Consider the following 15,489-nt stretch of genomic DNA (forward strand, 5'->3'; position numbering starts at 1 on the left):
CGGCAGCTGACCCGATCGACGGCGGCGAGCGCCGAACCCGCAGACTGGGTCGGTGCGCTCACCCCGGACCGGCCAGCTGGCGACGTGTGCCCTGGTTGCCGTCACGGCCGCGTGGGGCTCGACGTTCTTCCTCATCCGCGACGTCGTGCAGCAGCTCTCGCCGACCGACTTCCTCGCCGTCCGCTTCGGCATCGCCGCCGTGGCCATGGCCGTGCTCTTCTGGCGGCCGATGCGGGCGCTGCAGCGGCGGGAGGTCCTCGTGGGCTGCGGCCTGGGACTGATCTACGGCATCGCGCAGGTCCTGCAGACCGTCGGTCTGGCCCACACCTCCGCGTCACGGTCGGGCTTCATCACCGGCACCTACGTGGTCCTCACACCGCTGCTGGGCGCCCTGATCCTGCGTGACCGCATCCCCCGGACCACGTGGCTCGCGGTGGCGCTCGCGACCGCCGGGCTCGCCGTCCTGTCGTTGCGGCACCTGGGCTTCTCCTACGGCGACCTGCTCACACTCGCCTCGGCCGCGGCCTACGCCCTGCACATCATCGGGCTGGGTCGCTACTCCACCCCGCGCGCCGCGGCCGGGCTCGCGGCGGTGCAGATGATCGTCATCGCGGTGGTCTGCACGGCGTTCGCCTCACCCGGCGGGATCGAGCTGCCCTCCGGCGGCGGGGCGTGGGCCTCCGTGGTCTACATGGGCGTCATCGCGGGCGCGCTGGCCATCTGGGCGCAGACCTGGGCGCAGTCCCACCTGACGGCAACGCGCGCGGCGATCGTGATGACCCTGGAGCCGGTCTTCGCCGCCTTCTTCGCCGTGGTCTCGGGGCAGGAGTCGATCACCACCCGGATGCTGTTCGGGGGCGCGCTGGTGGTGGGCGCGATGTACCTCGTCGAGCTGGCCGGCCGCCGCGAGGCGAGAGCCCCCGCCCCGGACCCGGAGCTGCTGCACCACCGGGTCTGACCGGCGAAGCAGTTCTCTGAAGGCGCTGCGGCCGGCGGCGGAACGTGGTGGGATCGGCGCAAGCGCGCCGGGCCGGCCGCCGCGCACCCGACCTCGGGAGGATCGGCAGCCGTGTTCCCCCTGGCGGACGCCGCGGGCACGCGCGTCCAGGTCGTGGTTGCGCACCCGGACGACGAGACCTTCGGCTGCGGCTCCCTGCTGCTGCACGCGCACCGGGCCGGTGCCGTCACCGCGGTGTGTTGCGCGACCCGCGGTGAGGCCGGCGAGGTGACCGCTGGCGTCGAGCTGCCACCGGGTGGCGTCGGCGCGCTGCGCGAGGGTGAGCTGCGCGCAGCGGCAGAGCTGCTCGGGGTCGAGCGGGTCGACCTCCTCGGCCTGTGCGACTCCGGTATGGCGGGCCAGGCCGGTCCGGACACGGTCGTGGGCGCGGACCCCGCACTGGTGCGGGACCGCATCGCCGCCGCCGTCGACGCCTTCGGTCCCGAGGTGCTGGTCACCCTCGACGGCTCCGACGGGCACCGCGACCACGCCCGGGTCCGCGACCTCACGATCGAGGTCGCCGCCGAACGTGGCCTGCCGCTCTTCCTGCACTGCCTGCCCCGGGCGCTGATGAAGCGCTGGGCCGAGCGGCTGGCCGTGGAGCACGCGGACTCGGCCTACCTCGCGCTCGGCGAGCTCGGCACCCCCGAGGAGCAGGTCACCCACGTCGTGGACACCGCGCACTTCTGGACGCAGCGCTGGACGGCGATCCGGGCCCACCGGTCGCAGACCTCACCGTTCGAGGGCCTGCCCGAAGACCTCGCCCGCGGGTTCCTCTGTCGGGAGCACCTCCAGCTCGTCGACCCGGAGACCGCTCACTCCTGGTAGGCGTAACGCTCCTCGCGCCAGACATCACCGACGAGGTGGTAGCCGCGCGACTCCCAGAACCCGCGCTGCGGCTCGTGGCAGTAGTCGACCTCGGCGACCCACTTGGGCCCCTTGAAGCCGTAGAGGTGCGGCAGCACCAGGCGCACCGGCCAGCCGTGCTCCGGCGTGAGCGGTTCGCCGTCGAGGTGGGTGGCGAACAGCGCCCGCGGCGAGAGCAGATCCTCCAGGCGTACCGAGGAGCTGTAGCCGTAGGCGGCCGAGACCAGGACGTGCTCGGCGCCGGGTTCCGGGGGCGCGAGGCGCACCACCTCGCGTGCCGGGACGCCCGACCAGACGAGGTCCTGGGTGGAGTACTTCGCCACGCAGTGGTGGTCGGCGCGCACGTCCATGAGCGGGAGGCTGCTGAACTCCTCCCAGTCGAGCCGGACCGGCTCGCCGGTGACGGCGCCGCCGATGGTCAGCGACCAACGGGCGCGGTCGATGCGCGGCACCCGGCCGTAGTGCACGGGCCGCAGGGTGGATGAGCGCCGCTGGTGCGGGGGCAGCGTGCGGGGCTCGGCCAGTGCCCGGCCGTGCCGGCCACGGTCGGCCTCACCTCGACCCGGGGCCGACGTCACCGCGCGGGAGCCTCCTTCGTCAACAGCTCGGTCACCACCCGTTCAGCGTAGGCGGTGCCCTCGTCGTCCACGTCGAGGTGCCAGACGAGGCGCACCGCCCGTGGGCCGACGGCCGACAGGCGCACGCCCCGGCCCGTTGCGGCGCGGACGAACTCGGGTGCGCTCCAGCCGGCCGGGGTCACGTCCAGGATGAGGATGTTGGTCTCCACGGTGGCCGGGTCCACCACGCCCGGGCACACCGCCGCGGCGGCCTCGGCCACCTGCCGGGTGCGGGCGTGGTCCTCGGCGAGCCGCACGACGTGGTGGTCCAGCGCCCACAGGCCGCCGGCGGCGAGGATGCCGGCCTGCCGCATGCCCCCGCCGTAGCGCTTGCGCCAGATGCGCGCCCGGTCCATGAGCTCCCGCGCACCGACGAGCACGGAGCCGACGGGGGCGCCGAGCCCCTTGGACAGGCACACCGAGACCGTGTCGAACAACCGCCCGTATGCCGAGAGCTCGACTCCGGTGGCCACGTGCGCGTTCCACAGGCGGGCACCATCGAGGTGCAGGGCCACCCCGACCGGTTGCGTCTGCTCGCGCAGCTCCCGGAGGGCCTCCAGCGGCTGCACCGTGCCCCCGCCGAAGTTGTGCGTGTTCTCGACCACGACCAGCCGGGTCGAGACCTGGTAGGGCCCCGCGTCGGGCTGCATCATCGCGAGCGGCTGGGCCGGGTCGAGCAGCCCGCGTTCGGCCACCCAGGACCGGGTGGTGATGCCCGAGAACGCCGCCGCAGCACCCATCTCGGCACGCAGCACGTGCGCGAGGCTGTCGGCGAGCAGCTCTTCGCCGGGCTGCACGTGCAGCCGCAGCCCCAGCTGGTTGGCCAGGGACCCGGAGGCCGTGAACAGGCCGGCTTCGTGACCCAGCAGGTCGGCGACCCGGTCCTCGAGGGCGCGGATCGTCGGGTCCTCGCCGTAGACGTCGTCGCCGACCTCAGCGCGGGCCATCGCCTCCCGCATCGCCGGCACCGGTCTGGTGACGGTGTCCGAGCGCAGGTCGACGACCGGCTCGGCCTCGCCCACGGCTCCCGTCATGAGCGCTGCGTCAGCATCTCGGCGACGAGGAACGCCAGCTCCAGCCCCTGCTGCTGGTTCAGCCGCGGGTCGCACAGCGTCTCGTAGCGCTGGTGCAGGTCGCCGTCGTCGATGGCGCCGGCCCCACCGAGGCACTCGGTGACGTCGGTCCCGGTCAGCTCGATGTGGATGCCGCCGGGCACCGTCTGCAGCTCCTGGTGCACCTCGAAGAAGCCGCGCACCTCGTCGACGACGTCGTCGAAGCGCCGCGTCTTGTAGCCGGAGGCCGACTCGAAGGTGTTGCCGTGCATCGGGTCGCAGATCCACGTGGGCCGGGCACCGGAGGCGGTGATCTTCTCGACGATCGTCGGGAGGACGTCGCGGACCTTGCCGGCACCCATGCGGGTGATGAAGGTCAGCCGGCCGGGCTCGCGGTGCGGGTCCACCCGGTCGATGAGCTGGAGCACGTTGTCCGGGTCCGCGGTCGGGCCGAGCTTGACGCCGATCGGGTTGCGGATCCGGGAGACGAAGTCGACGTGGGCGCCGTCGAGGTCGCGGGTGCGCTCGCCCACCCACACGAAGTGCGCGGACACGTCATACGGCAGTCCGGTGCGCGAGTCGATCCGGGTGAGGGGACGCTCGTAGTCGAGCAGCAGCGCCTCGTGCGAGGAGTAGAACTCCACGCTGTGCATGGCCTCGAAGTCGGCTCCGCAGGCGGCCATGAACTTCATCGCCCGGTCGATCTCCATGGCGAGCCGTTCGTAGCGGGCGTTGGCCGGGTTGGCCACGAAGCCACGGTTCCAGTCGTGCACCCGCCGCAGGTCGGCGAACCCGCCCTGGGTGAACGCACGCACCAGGTTGAGCGTCGCGGAGCTGGCGTTGTAGGCGCGCACGAGCCGGTTCGGGTCGGGGCGCCGCGCCTCCTCGGTGAACTCGAAGTCGTTGACCATGTCGCCGCGGTAGGCCGGCAATGTGACGCCGCCACGAGTCTCCGTGTTCTGGCTGCGGGGCTTGGCGTACTGCCCGGCCATCCGGCCCAGCTTGACCACCGGCGTGCTCGCGCCGTAGGTCAGCACCGCCGCCATCTGCAGGATGGTCTTGATCCGGTCCCGGATGCTGTCGGCGGTGGCGCCGGCGAAGGTCTCCGCGCAGTCGCCGCCCTGCAGCACGAACGCCCGGCCCTGGGCGGCGTCGGCGAGGCGGTCACGCAGGATGTCGCACTCGCCGGCGAAGACGAGCGGCGGATAGGTGGCGAGCGTCGAGACGGCCTCCTCGAGGGCGGCCCGGTCGGGCCACTCCGGCTGCTGGGCAGCGGGCAGGTCTCGCCAGGCGTCGAGGCCGGCGAGCACGTCGGGCGTTGCGTCGATGCTCACCGGTCAAGGGTAGGTCGGTCCACCTGCCGGACGGCCGCGGGTCCGGATGACGGACCCGACGGATCAGCCGAAGAAGGTGGCCGCCTCCGCGTAGCGCTCCGGCGACACCGTCTTCAGCGCGCCGGTCGCCTCGGCGAGCGAGACCCGCACGATGTCGGTGCCGCGCAGCGCGACCATCGTGCCGAAGTCCCGCTCGTGCGCGGCGTCGATCGCGTGCAGCCCCAACCGGGTCGAGAGCACCCGGTCGTAGGCCGTGGGCGTGCCCCCCCGTTGCAGGTGCCCGAGCACGACCGACCGGGACTCCATGCCGGTGCGCTCCTCCAGCTCCTCGGCGAGCCAGTCGCCGATGCCGCCGAGGCGCACGTGGCCGAAGGCGTCGCGCTCCTGGTCCTTGAGGGACTCGGCGCCGCCAGCCGGCTGGGCGCCCTCGGCGGCGACCACGATCGGCGCAACGCCGCGGGCGTGGCAGGCCTCCACCCAACGGCAGACCTGACCCAGGTCGAAGTCCTGCTCGGGGATCAGGATGACGTTGGCGCCGGTCGCCATGCCCGAGTGCAGCGCGATCCATCCGGCGTGCCGCCCCATCACCTCGACGACCATGGTGCGGTGGTGTGACTGGGCGGTCGTGCGCAGCCGGTCGATCGACTCGGCGGCGATCGACACGGCCGTGTCGAAACCGAAGGTGTAGTCGGTCGCCGACAGGTCGTTGTCGATGGTCTTGGGCACGCCGACGACGCCGAAGCCGTCGTCGGTCAGGCGCTTGGCCACGCCGAGGGTGTCCTCCCCGCCGAGCGCGATGAGGGCGTCGACGCCCGCGTCCTCGAGGTTGTGCCGGATCCGGTCCAGGCCGCCGTCGACGGAGTAGGGGTTGGTCCGGGAGGAGCCGAGGACGGTGCCGCCGACCTCCACCAGGTCAGCCACGTCCGCAGCGGTGAGGGGGCGGGTGAGTCCCTTGAGCGGGCCGCGCCAGCCGTCGAGGAACCCCACGAACTCGTGGCCGTACTCGGCGGTCCCCTTGGTCACCACCGCCCGGATGACCGCGTTGAGCCCGGGGCAGTCCCCGCCACCTGTCAGCACTCCGATACGCACACGCCTGAACCTAGCGAACACGGGCGCCGGGTGTCGTCAGCGACCCGTCGGACGACGCCATGTCGGGCGCGGGTGCCGGTCAGCGAACGCGCGGCTATCGTCCAGACATGACCTTCTCCATCGTCGCAGCCGTTGGTGACGCCCTCGGCGTGGCCGTCGCGAGCAAGTTCCTTGCCGTCGGCTCCGTGGTGCCGGCCGTTCGGCTCGGTGTGGGAGCCGTGGCGACGCAGGCCGCGGCCAACGTGGCGTGGAAGGAGCAGGGGCTGGCCCACCTCGCGGAGGGTCGCACGCCGGAGGAGACGGTCCGGCTGCTGGTGCAGGCCGATCCGGGACGGGCGCAGCGCCAGCTCGGCGTGGTCACGGCCGGCGCCCAGGCCAGCTACACCGGGCCCGAGTGCATGGACTGGGCCGGCGGCGTCGTCGGGCGCGACGAGAGCGGGGGCTACGCCATCCAGGGCAACATCCTCGTCGGGGAGCGCGTCGTGCGCGACGCCGAGCGCGCGTGGCTGGACGGCGCCCACCTCCCGCTGGAGCACCGGCTGCTGTCCGCCCTGCTCGCCGGCGACCGCGCGGGCGGCGACCGCCGCGGCCGGCAGTCTGCCGCCGTCTACGCCATGCAACCCGGAGCCGGTTACGGCCACAGCGGCGTGCTCGTGGACCTGCGGGTCGACGACCACCCCGACGCGGTGAACGAGCTGGCCCGCCTCGTCGACCTGGGCAACCTCTACTTCGGCTCCCCCACCAATGTGCTGCCGCTCGAAGGGGCCCTCGCCGACGAGGTGCGGAGCCGGCTGCGCCGCCTGGACCGCGAGCAGGAAGACCTGGAGGAGGCGTTGAGCGACTGGGCCGGCGAGGTCAACCTCGAGAACCGGCTGTCCCCCGGCGGCATCGACGCCCGGGTCCTCCAAGTGCTCCGGGAGGCCACGGCCGTGGAGGACATCTCGCCGTGGGGCGATCTGGAGCGCACCGGTGCCGAGGAGGCGCGATGAAGTGGCGACGCCTCGACGACGACTCGGCAACCGGAACGGCGACCTACGTGGCCGTCGGTGAGGTCGGCGACGAGGCGATGGCCTCGCTCAAGGAGCTCATCACGCGGGAGGGTCTCGACGCGGCGCAGGTGACGGCGGTGGGGGCGTTCCAGCGGGCTGTGGTCGGGTGGTTCGACCGCGCGGCCAAGGACTACCGCCGGATCCCCATCGACCAGCAGTGCGAGGTCCTGTCGCTGGTCGGGGACGTGGCCGTGTCCGACGCCGGACCGCAGCTGCACCTGCACGCGGTCCTCGGCCTGCCGGACGGCACCACCCGCGGCGGCCACCTCATCGAGGGCCACGTGTGGCCCACCCTCGAGGTGATCCTGCGCGAGTCCCCGGCGCAGCTGCGCAAGACGTCCCGCCCCGAGATCGGTCTCGCCCTGATCGACCTCGACGAGAGCGACACCTGATTCAGTCGGAGTCCAGGCCCTGGGCGATCGCGAAGCGCACCAGCTCGATCCGGTTGTGCAGCTGCAGCTTGCCGAGGGTGTTCTGCACGTGGTTCTGCACCGTGCGGTGGGAGATGAACAGCTCGGCGGCGATCTCCTTGTAGCCCATGCCCGTCGCCACCAGCTTGAGCACCTCCAGCTCGCGCGGGGTGAGCTGCGGCGCCGGGTGGTCCTCGCGGGGCGGCTCGGCCGCCATCCGGCGGAACTCACCGAGCACGAGCCCGGCGAGCCCGGCGGTGAACACCGCCTCCCCCGCCGCGGCGCCGGCCACCGCCTCGAGGAACTCCTCGCGCGAGGCGGACTTCACCAGGTAGCCGGTCGCCCCCGCCTTGACCGCCTCCAGCACGTCCCGCTGCTCCGCGCTCGCCGACAGGATGAGGACCCGGGTGGTCAGGCCCGCCCGCTGGAGGGCGGCACACACCTCGTGGCCCGGCATACCGGGAAGGTTGAGGTCGAGCACGAGCACGTCCGGGCGCGTCGCCCGCGTGCGGTTCACGGCCGAGGGCCCGTCGTCGGCCGTGCCGACCACCCGGAAGCCGGCGTCGGCGAGGTCCTTGGCGACCGCGTCCCGCCACATCGGGTGGTCGTCGGCCACCAGCACGCTCACCTCCCCGGGCGGCCTGCGTCCCTCACCCCCGAGTGCGTTCACCCGTCCTCCTCACCGGTTCCAGCTGATCGGGGCACCTCGAGCTCGACGGTCGTTCCCCGGCCGGGGACCGAGCGGTAGGTCGCCTGCCCGCCCAGGTCCGCGACCCGGCCGCGCACGCTGCTCGCCACGCCCATCCTGCCGATGGCCGCGGCCTCTGCCAACCGTCCCTCGGCCATGCCCTGCCCGTCGTCCCGCACGGTGACACGCACCCAGGGCCCGTCGTCCTCCACGAGTACCCACGCCCGGGCCCCGGGTCCGGCGTGACGGTGCACGTTGTCGAGCACCGCGCCCACGGCGGCGGCGAGCTCGTCGGCGACCCGGCGCGGCAGCAGCACCGGCTCCGCCGGCGGCACGAGCTGGACCGTCGCGCCGACGAAGCGGCGCAGCAGGTCCCGCAGGTCGACCGGGCCGGCCACCTGCCGTTCCAGCTCCTCCTCGGCGACCCCACTGACCAGGGAGCGCAGCAGCAGCTCCTGGTCGGCCGCCATCGTGCCCAGCTCCGCCGCGGCCCCGCCCAGGTCGCGCCCGCGACGGTGGATGTAGGCCAAGGTCTGCAGCACGCCGTCGTGGACGGTGCGGGCCAGCCGCTCCCGCTCCCGCACCCGAGCCTGCAGCTCCAGGGCCCGCTGCAGCGCGGCATGGCCGGAGCGGGCCAGGTCGGCGCAGTAGCCGACACAGATCCCGGCGAGCAGCAGCAGCACGATGTTGTCGACGGTGTGCGAGGTGGGGGTGCCGATCTCCACCAGGTCGACCAGCCCTACGCAGGCGGCGGCCGCGAGGCCACCACGCCACCCCGCGAGGACGGCCCACGCCAGGACCCCTGCGGCCGGCCAGGTCCCGGGCAGCGTGTGCTCACCGCTGAGGATGGCCTCCGGGGTGTCGACGAGCCGGGTGAGCAGGATGGCCGCGCAGGCCAGCGCGACCTCCGCCGTCGCCAGGCGCCACCCGCGGCGGCGCACGAAGAACATCGCCACGGTCCACGCCGCGAGCACCGCGAGGACGACCCAGGCCAGCCAGGGGCGGGTCAGCGCTGCCTGCCGGTGGAAGACCGACCACGCGGCCCACGCGAGGGTGAGCGGACGCAGCACGTCGACCGCCCGCCACATCGCCGACACGACGGGAGGCCCGGCCGGCGGAGCGGTGGCGGCCGGCGGGATCAGCGCCATCGGCGTGGCTCAGCTGGCGGCGCGCTCGTCGTCATGCCCGGCCTCGGCGCTGCCGCGGGTCGCCCCGACCTGCGACTGCACGGCCTGCTCGAGCGGCTCGTCGTCCTCGAGCGTGGCACCGTCACCCTTGATGCTGCGGTCGAGCCGGTCGAACTTCTCGACCGCGTCCTGCTGCAGCTCGCGGGCCCGGGCGGCGGTGGCCCGGGCGGTCGCGCGCGCCGTCGCCACGAGCCGTTCCTTCATGGTGGCGGCGTAGACGTCGACGTACTCCTGCCCCGACAGCAGCATGAGCTCGTACATGATCTCGTCGGTGATGGAGCGCAGGACGAAGCGGTCCTCCTCCATCCCCTGGTAACGGGAGAAGTCCAGCGGCCGGCCGATGCGGACCCCGATGCGCATGATGCGGGGGACCTTCTTGCCGGTCGGCTGCGCCTTGTCGGTGCCGATCATCGCCACCGGCAGCACCGGCGCGCCGGACTCGAGCGCCATCCGGGCGACCCCGGTCTTGCCGCGGTAGAGCCGTCCGTCGGGGGAGCGGGTGCCCTCGGGGTAGATGCCGAGCAGCTCGCCGCGGCGCAGCACCTTCAGCCCGCTCTGCAGCGCCGCCTCCCCCGCCTGGCCGCCGGTGCGGTCGACCGGCAGCTGGCCGACTCCCTTGAAGAAGGCCGCCGTGAGGCGTCCCTTCACGCCCCGGCCCGTGAAGTAGTCGGACTTGGCGAGGAAGGTCATCCGCCGCGGTACCACCACGGGAAGGAAGATGGAGTCGGAGAAGGACAGGTGGTTGCTGGCGAAGATCGCCGGCCCGGCCGCCGGGATCTGCTCCTCGCCCTCGACCCACGGCCGGAACAGCAGCTTGACCAGCGGTCCCAGCACGATGGTCTTGAGCAACCAGTAGAACACCCTGCCGTCACCTCCGGTTGTCGTCCGTGCCCCGACTCGCTGCACTCTACGGCACCGGGTCGGGCGCTGACCCGTGGCGAATTCGGCCAACCCGTGGGAGCACTGTCCACCGACGGTGCCAGCGTGCGAGGATCGACTCGTGGGCAACGCCCGGTCGGCGGCCCACCCCGTGTCGACGATCTGCGCGGAGGAGCCAGCGTGCGAGTCCTTCCCGGAGCCGAACCGTTCGCCCAGGACGGTTCGCGCACGGGCGTGCTCGTCTGCCACGGGTTCACGTCCACGCCGCAGAGCATGCGCCCGCTGGCGCGCCACCTGGCGGACGCCGGCTACACCGTGCGCCTTCCCCGGCTGCCCGGCCACGGCACCACGTGGCAGGACCTCAACCGCACCACGTGGTGGGACTGGTACACCGCGCTGGACAGCACGTTCGCCGAGCTGCGAAACCGGTGCGACCGGGTCGCGGTCGTGGGCCTGTCCATGGGCGGCACCCTGGCCACCCGCCTGGCGGAGGAGCACGGACGGGGGGTGGCCGGGCTGGTGCTGATCAACCCGGCATACCTCGTGCGCGACTGGCGCCTGCCCGCGCTGCCGGTGCTGCAGCACGTCCTGCCGTCGGTGCCCGGCATCGCCGGCGACATCCTGCGCCAGGACGGCGAGCGCGAGCTGGCCTACGACCGGGTGCCGCTGAAGGCGCTGCGCTCACAGACCGAGCTGTGGCGGGTCGTGGTGCGCGACCTGCCGCGGGTCACCCAGCCGGTGCTGTTGCTGCGGTCGGCGACCGACAACGTCGTGCCGGCGCAGAGCTCGCAGCTGCTGCTCTCCCGGATCTCCAGCCGGGACGTCACCGAGATCATCCTGGAGCGCTCCGCCCACGTCGCCACGCTCGACCACGACGCCGAACTGGTCCTCGGCGAGGCGGAGAAGTTCATCGAGCGGGTCGTCGGAGGTGGGCGATGACCGAGATCCCGGGCGACGACCACCGCGACGACCGCACCCCCGGAGTGCCCGAGCCGGGCACCGGCGACGTCGGTCACGAGGCCCACCGCCCGAACGACCTGGACGCGCAGTTCGCCGAGATCGTCGCGCACTGGAACGACCCGACGGCCGAGCCGCCGGCGGCCGACCGCGGCTCTCCGGGCACCAGCGCGGGCGGCGACGGCGCGGGTGACGGCGCCGGCGATGGCGTTACGGGGGTGAACCCGCCGCCGTACATCGCCCGTATCCCGCCCGCCCGACGGGAGCCCCCGGCCGCCCCGGCACCGGACTCCACGCCGGACCCGCCGCTCGAGCCGCCGCTCGAGCCGGCTTGGCGCGGCTACGAGGTGGACGACGAGGAGGAGCACTTCGTGCCGCCGCCTCCCCGGCCGCTGCCGGCCGGTGACCTGTCCTTCTGGGGGATCCTCGTCGGCCTGCTCGGCGGACCGCTGCTGTTGCTCTACCTGGCCTTCTTCGACCGGTCCGCCGGCAGCCTGTGGGTGGCGGCCGGGCTGGCCCTGACCATCGGCGGGTTCGCGCTGCTGGTGGCGCGCCAGCCGCGGCGGCGCGACGAAGACGACGACGACACGGGCGCCCAGGTGTGACTCAGCAGGTCTGACTTCAGCGGGGTCACCGGGTAACGGCCCGACACCCGAGAAGTGCACCGCTCGGTTCCTTTCCCGCCACCGTGCGGCGAGCGCCCCGAAGAAGCGCACCGCCCGGTCACTTCTCCGTGGCTGGCTCCCCGGACGGTGCGAGCTGGTGGGCGTCGCGGAGCGACAGCGCGCCGAAGACCACCAGCACCAGCCCGCCGGCGGCACCGGACACCGCGCTCGGCAGCACCGGACTGACCGCGCCCAGCACAGCCGCCAGCAGGGCGACCAGCACGAGCAGGGCGCCGGCGACCCGCAGGGACGGGATCCGGAACAGCGTGGCCAGCGGCCAGAAGTGGGTCCCGACCACCAGCAGGATCCACGCGCTGATGTCGTCCCCGCGTCCGAGCGCCCCGAGCAGCACCACGCCCGCCACGATGGCGACGACCTCCGCCAGGACGGCCCAGCCGTAGCGGCGGCGTCCGGCCGGATCCGCCATCGCGGAACCGTCCGCGGGACCACGGACCAGTCGGACGACGGCGCCCGCGGCGAGCAGGGCCCCGAGCACCGAACCGACCAGCAGCGGGATCTCCCACCCCGCAGGTGGCCCCTCCTGGGCCCACCCGAACCACGCGAACCCGGCCACGCCGAGCACGAGCGCATTGCTCGCCAGGTCCCGGCGCGTGGCGGACGGCGTGCCGACCCGTGCGGCGTCGCCAGTGACCATGCGGACGTCCCCTCCCCCGTGTGTCATCCCCGACAGTCAATCGTCGGGGGCGCCGAGGGTCAAGGCTCCGGCGTCGTCTCGGCCGGCGGCGCCCGCGAGCCGCTCAGCCGGCCGCGAGCCGATCGGTGTCCACGTCGGTCGAGGTGACCTCGTCCCGCGCCGGCACGATGCCCCCGGAGAAGTCCGGCCAGGCCCGGCTGAGCACGTCCGGCCCGACGTCGGCGCTCAGGGCCGCCACGGGCAGGCCCTCGGAGGCGCTCAGCCGCCCGACCTCCTCCCGCAACCGGCCGAGCTCCGCGGCAGCGTCGGCGGCGGCCGCGGTGAGGTGGGCGCCGACGACCAGGCACGGCGGGTGACCGGGCAGGCGCAGGCGCGTGACGGCATACCCGTTGCGCGGGTGCGACAGCGGCAGGTGCCGCTCGTCGAGGACGTCCACGCGCAGGGAGGCGAGGATGGTGCACCCGCCGCTGCGTCGGTGCGGACCGCCGCTCCACATCAGGTCGAGGTGGTCGGCGAAGCCGGCGATCCGGTGGCCGGCGAACGGGTGGGCCGGCACGCGGTGCAGGACGAGCACGTCGGGCGCGAGGGAGCTCAGCGTGGCCCGGGCGGCCGCACGCTCCTGCCGGCCCGCACCCCAGCGGTATGCCGCCACGTTGAGTCGGGTGCTCACGCGGACTCTCCTGCCCGCTGCGGGAGATCTGCCTCGGCCTGCGCCGCGGTCCGGGCGAGGTCGGCGGCCCCGATGAGCCCGGCGTCATTGCCCAGCGCCGCGGCGACGATCTGCGCCGCCGGTCGGTAGCCGCGGCCGGTCAGCTGCCGCTCGAAGCCGGCGCGTGCGGGGCCGAGCAGGAGGTCGCCGGCGGCGCTGACTCCGCCGCCGATGACAAAGGTGCCCGGGTCGAAGGCGGCGGCAAGGTTGGCCAGGCCGACGCCCAGCCAGTCGCCGATCTCGGCGAGCAGCTCGCGTGCCAGCTGGTCCCCCTCGCGAGCGGCCTGCGTGATGAGCGGACCGGTGAGGTCCTCGAGCCGACCCGAGACCCGGGCGTGCAGGTCTGCGGCAGTCGGCGACTGCGCCTGCACGAGCGTGCGGGCCTCGCGGACGAGCGCGTTGCCGCTGGCGTACTGCTCCCAGCAGCCGCGGTTGCCACACTCGCACCGCAGCCCCTCGGGGACGACCTGCATGTGGCCGTACTCCCCCGCCATGCCGAACCGCCCGCGCTGGACGGCGCCGTCGACCAGCAGGCCGCCGCCGATGCCGGTGCCGAGCGTCACCATCATCACGTGGCTCTCGCCGCGGGCGGCACCGAAGCGCCATTCGGCCCAGACGGCCGCGTTGGCATCGTTGTCGACCCACACCGGGATGCCGAGCCGGGCGCTGAGCGCCGCCTTGAGCGGCTCGTGCCGCCAGGACAGGTGGGGGGCGAACACCACCGTGGCGCGGTCGGCGGAGACGAACCCGGCCGCGCCGATCCCGATCGCACTGACCTGCTCGGCCCCAGCGAGCTCCATGAGGTCGTGGACGACGTCGACGATGGCCTGCTCGACGACGGTGGGGTGGGTGGAACGGTGCGGGGTGTCCCGGCGCGCCCGGTGCGAGATGACGCCCGCGGTGTCGACCAGGCCGCCAGAGATCTTGGTGCCACCGATGTCGATGCCCACCGCCACGGGTGCACTCACGAACCCACTCCTTCCGCTGCCAGTGCGGCGGCGCCGATGATCCCGGCGGAATTGCCGAGGGTGGCCAGCGCGAACCGGGCCTCCGGTCGGTGACCCCGCCCGGTCAGCTGCCGACGGAACGCCGCGCGGGCCGGCTCCAGCAGCAGCTCACCGGCCTCGCTGACGCCACCGCCGAGCACGATGAGCTCCGGGTCGAGGATCGCCGCCACCGAGGCAGCGCCCTCCCCCACCCACCGGCCCAGGTCGGCCAACAGCTCACCCGCGGCCGCGTCGCCCTGCTCGGCGAGCGCGGTGATGTCGATGCCGCGGAGCCGGTCCGGCTCGCCGCCGCAGGCGTCGCTCAGGGCGGCCGCGTGCGGGCTGCCCGAGTGGATGAGGTCACGGGCCTCCCGCATGAGCGCGCTGCCGCTGGCATACATCTCCCAGCAGCCGCGGTTGCCGCACCCGCACCGGATGCCGTCCGGGACCACCCGCATGTGCCCCAGCTCGGCGGCCACGCCCCAGGCTCCACGCAGGAGCCGACCGTCGATGACGACCCCGCCACCGACGCCGGTGCCGAGCGTGAGGAAGACCATGTCGTCGACGTCGCGGGCCGGGCCGAAGCGGAACTCGCCCCAGGCCGCGGCGTTGGCGTCGTTCTCGATGATCACAGGCACCTCGAGCACCGACTCCAGCCGGAGCTTCATCGGCTCGTCCCGCCAGGCGAGGTTGGGGGCGAAGAGCACCGTGGCACCGCTCTTGTCGATGAAGCCGGCGCAGGCGACCCCCACCGCGGCCACGTCGTGCTCCCGGGACAGCTCGCCGACGAGGTCCGCGGCCGCCGCGGCGATGGCGTCCGGGTCCTGCGCCGGCGTCTGCCGTCGGCCGGTGGCCAGAACCTGCCCCTTCTCGTCGACGAGACCGCCACCGATCTTCGTGCCACCGATGTCCAGGCCGATCGTCACCGTCATGTCCCGTCCTCCTCGGTCGCCTCCGGGGCCGTGCGTCGCTGCTCGGCGAGGTCGTGCAGCGCCGTCGCCGCCATCGCCACGAAATCCGCCACCCGGTCCAGTGTCTCCGGGCGCACGGCCCGCAGCAGGGCGATGCCCTGGCAGATCGGGCAGAGCCGGCAGGCGCTCGCCTCACCCGCGCGGTGGCAGGCGCAGTCGCACCCAGCGGCTCCAGGCTGGCCGCCCTGCTGCTCCCCGCCGCCGCCCTGCTCCCCGTCGCCGGAGCCGTCAGTCGCGGCAGTGGCGTCGCCCGAGCCGTCGCCGTCCACGGGCGCGGTCCGGTGCGCGCCGCTCCAACCGCTGAGCGAGGCCACCAGCCGGGCGGCCTCCTCGGCCACGGTGCCGACCGGTTCGTCGCGCTGTTCGCCCTCACTCAT

General features: G+C 73.8%; 18 protein-coding genes. 6 read left to right on the forward strand and 12 right to left on the reverse strand.

Annotated features, from left to right (window positions below; translation table 11 throughout):
* Positions 1 to 52 precede the first annotated feature (52 nt).
* Both VFL99_RS08195 and VFL99_RS08200 read left to right on the forward strand, forming a co-directional pair.
* Positions 53 to 958, forward strand: a complete 906-nt coding sequence (locus VFL99_RS08195; RefSeq protein ID WP_325105850.1) for a DMT family transporter — start codon at positions 53 to 55, stop codon at positions 956 to 958.
* A 111-nt stretch (positions 959 to 1,069) separates the two neighbouring features.
* Positions 1,070 to 1,825: a PIG-L deacetylase family protein gene (locus VFL99_RS08200; RefSeq protein ID WP_325105851.1), complete on the forward strand. Its 756-nt coding sequence runs from the start codon at positions 1,070 to 1,072 to the stop codon at positions 1,823 to 1,825.
* On the opposite strand, the gene VFL99_RS08205 is transcribed toward VFL99_RS08200, so the two are convergent.
* The 4 genes from VFL99_RS08205 to VFL99_RS08220 all read right to left on the reverse strand — a co-directional run bounded on the left by VFL99_RS08205 (position 1,813) and on the right by VFL99_RS08220 (position 5,956).
* Positions 1,813 to 2,442 (reverse strand): molybdopterin-dependent oxidoreductase, encoded by a 630-nt coding sequence (locus VFL99_RS08205; protein WP_325105852.1) that lies wholly within the window; start codon positions 2,440 to 2,442, stop codon positions 1,813 to 1,815. The genes VFL99_RS08200 and VFL99_RS08205 overlap by 13 nt on opposite strands.
* Positions 2,439 to 3,515 (reverse strand): threonine aldolase family protein, encoded by a 1,077-nt coding sequence (locus VFL99_RS08210; RefSeq protein ID WP_325105853.1) that lies wholly within the window; start codon positions 3,513 to 3,515, stop codon positions 2,439 to 2,441. The genes VFL99_RS08205 and VFL99_RS08210 overlap by 4 nt, the downstream gene beginning before the upstream one ends.
* Entirely contained in the window at positions 3,512 to 4,867 is a 1,356-nt protein-coding gene (locus VFL99_RS08215; protein ID WP_325105854.1) for a class II 3-deoxy-7-phosphoheptulonate synthase, read from the reverse strand. Before VFL99_RS08215 ends, VFL99_RS08210 begins: the two co-directional genes overlap by 4 nt.
* A gap of 63 nt (positions 4,868 to 4,930) precedes the next feature.
* Complete coding sequence (locus VFL99_RS08220; protein WP_325105855.1) at positions 4,931 to 5,956, reverse strand: 6-phosphofructokinase; 1,026 nt, start codon at positions 5,954 to 5,956, stop codon at positions 4,931 to 4,933.
* Between the two features lie 107 nt (positions 5,957 to 6,063).
* Between VFL99_RS08220 and VFL99_RS08225 the strand changes: the two genes are divergently transcribed.
* Both VFL99_RS08225 and VFL99_RS08230 read left to right on the forward strand, forming a co-directional pair.
* The gene (locus VFL99_RS08225) at positions 6,064 to 6,945 is read left to right on the forward strand and encodes a DUF1028 domain-containing protein (RefSeq protein WP_325105856.1); all 882 of its coding nucleotides are present in this window, start codon (positions 6,064 to 6,066) and stop codon (positions 6,943 to 6,945) included.
* On the forward strand, positions 6,942 to 7,397 hold the full coding sequence (locus VFL99_RS08230; protein ID WP_325105857.1) for a PPC domain-containing DNA-binding protein: 456 nt from the start codon (positions 6,942 to 6,944) through the stop codon (positions 7,395 to 7,397). The genes VFL99_RS08225 and VFL99_RS08230 overlap by 4 nt, the downstream gene beginning before the upstream one ends.
* 1 nt (position 7,398) lies before the next feature.
* On the opposite strand, the gene VFL99_RS08235 is transcribed toward VFL99_RS08230, so the two are convergent.
* The 3 genes from VFL99_RS08235 to VFL99_RS08245 are packed head-to-tail and all read right to left on the reverse strand — an operon-like array spanning position 7,399 to position 10,151.
* On the reverse strand, positions 7,399 to 8,085 hold the full coding sequence (locus VFL99_RS08235) for a response regulator transcription factor (protein WP_325105858.1): 687 nt from the start codon (positions 8,083 to 8,085) through the stop codon (positions 7,399 to 7,401).
* The gene (macS, locus tag VFL99_RS08240) at positions 8,082 to 9,251 is read right to left on the reverse strand and encodes a MacS family sensor histidine kinase (RefSeq protein WP_325105859.1); all 1,170 of its coding nucleotides are present in this window, start codon (positions 9,249 to 9,251) and stop codon (positions 8,082 to 8,084) included. The genes VFL99_RS08235 and macS overlap by 4 nt, the downstream gene beginning before the upstream one ends.
* Before the next feature lie 9 nt (positions 9,252 to 9,260).
* Positions 9,261 to 10,151, reverse strand: a complete 891-nt coding sequence (locus VFL99_RS08245) for a lysophospholipid acyltransferase family protein (protein WP_325105860.1) — start codon at positions 10,149 to 10,151, stop codon at positions 9,261 to 9,263.
* A 198-nt stretch (positions 10,152 to 10,349) separates the two neighbouring features.
* Here VFL99_RS08245 and VFL99_RS08250 point away from each other — a divergent pair, with 198 nt between their 5' ends.
* Both VFL99_RS08250 and VFL99_RS08255 read left to right on the forward strand, forming a co-directional pair.
* On the forward strand, positions 10,350 to 11,108 hold the full coding sequence (locus VFL99_RS08250; RefSeq protein ID WP_325105861.1) for an alpha/beta hydrolase: 759 nt from the start codon (positions 10,350 to 10,352) through the stop codon (positions 11,106 to 11,108).
* Positions 11,105 to 11,731, forward strand: coding sequence for a hypothetical protein (locus VFL99_RS08255; RefSeq protein WP_325105862.1), 627 nt, complete (start codon positions 11,105 to 11,107; stop codon positions 11,729 to 11,731). Before VFL99_RS08250 ends, VFL99_RS08255 begins: the two co-directional genes overlap by 4 nt.
* Positions 11,732 to 11,849: 118 nt before the next feature.
* On the opposite strand, the gene VFL99_RS08260 is transcribed toward VFL99_RS08255, so the two are convergent.
* The 5 genes from VFL99_RS08260 to VFL99_RS08280 form a co-directional block, all read right to left on the reverse strand.
* Positions 11,850 to 12,446 carry a hypothetical protein gene (locus tag VFL99_RS08260; protein WP_325105863.1) on the reverse strand — a complete coding sequence of 199 codons (597 nt, stop codon included), beginning with the start codon at positions 12,444 to 12,446 and terminating at the stop codon, positions 11,850 to 11,852.
* A 103-nt stretch (positions 12,447 to 12,549) separates the two neighbouring features.
* Complete coding sequence (locus tag VFL99_RS08265; RefSeq protein WP_325105864.1) at positions 12,550 to 13,116, reverse strand: hypothetical protein; 567 nt, start codon at positions 13,114 to 13,116, stop codon at positions 12,550 to 12,552.
* Positions 13,113 to 14,123, reverse strand: a complete 1,011-nt coding sequence (locus tag VFL99_RS08270; protein ID WP_325105865.1) for an ROK family glucokinase — start codon at positions 14,121 to 14,123, stop codon at positions 13,113 to 13,115. The genes VFL99_RS08265 and VFL99_RS08270 overlap by 4 nt, the downstream gene beginning before the upstream one ends.
* Positions 14,120 to 15,073: an ROK family glucokinase gene (locus tag VFL99_RS08275; protein ID WP_325105866.1), complete on the reverse strand. Its 954-nt coding sequence runs from the start codon at positions 15,071 to 15,073 to the stop codon at positions 14,120 to 14,122. Before VFL99_RS08275 ends, VFL99_RS08270 begins: the two co-directional genes overlap by 4 nt.
* Positions 15,070 to 15,489, reverse strand: a complete 420-nt coding sequence (locus VFL99_RS08280) for a hypothetical protein (RefSeq protein WP_325105867.1) — start codon at positions 15,487 to 15,489, stop codon at positions 15,070 to 15,072. Before VFL99_RS08280 ends, VFL99_RS08275 begins: the two co-directional genes overlap by 4 nt.

Source organism: Segeticoccus sp. (genome assembly GCF_035708005.1).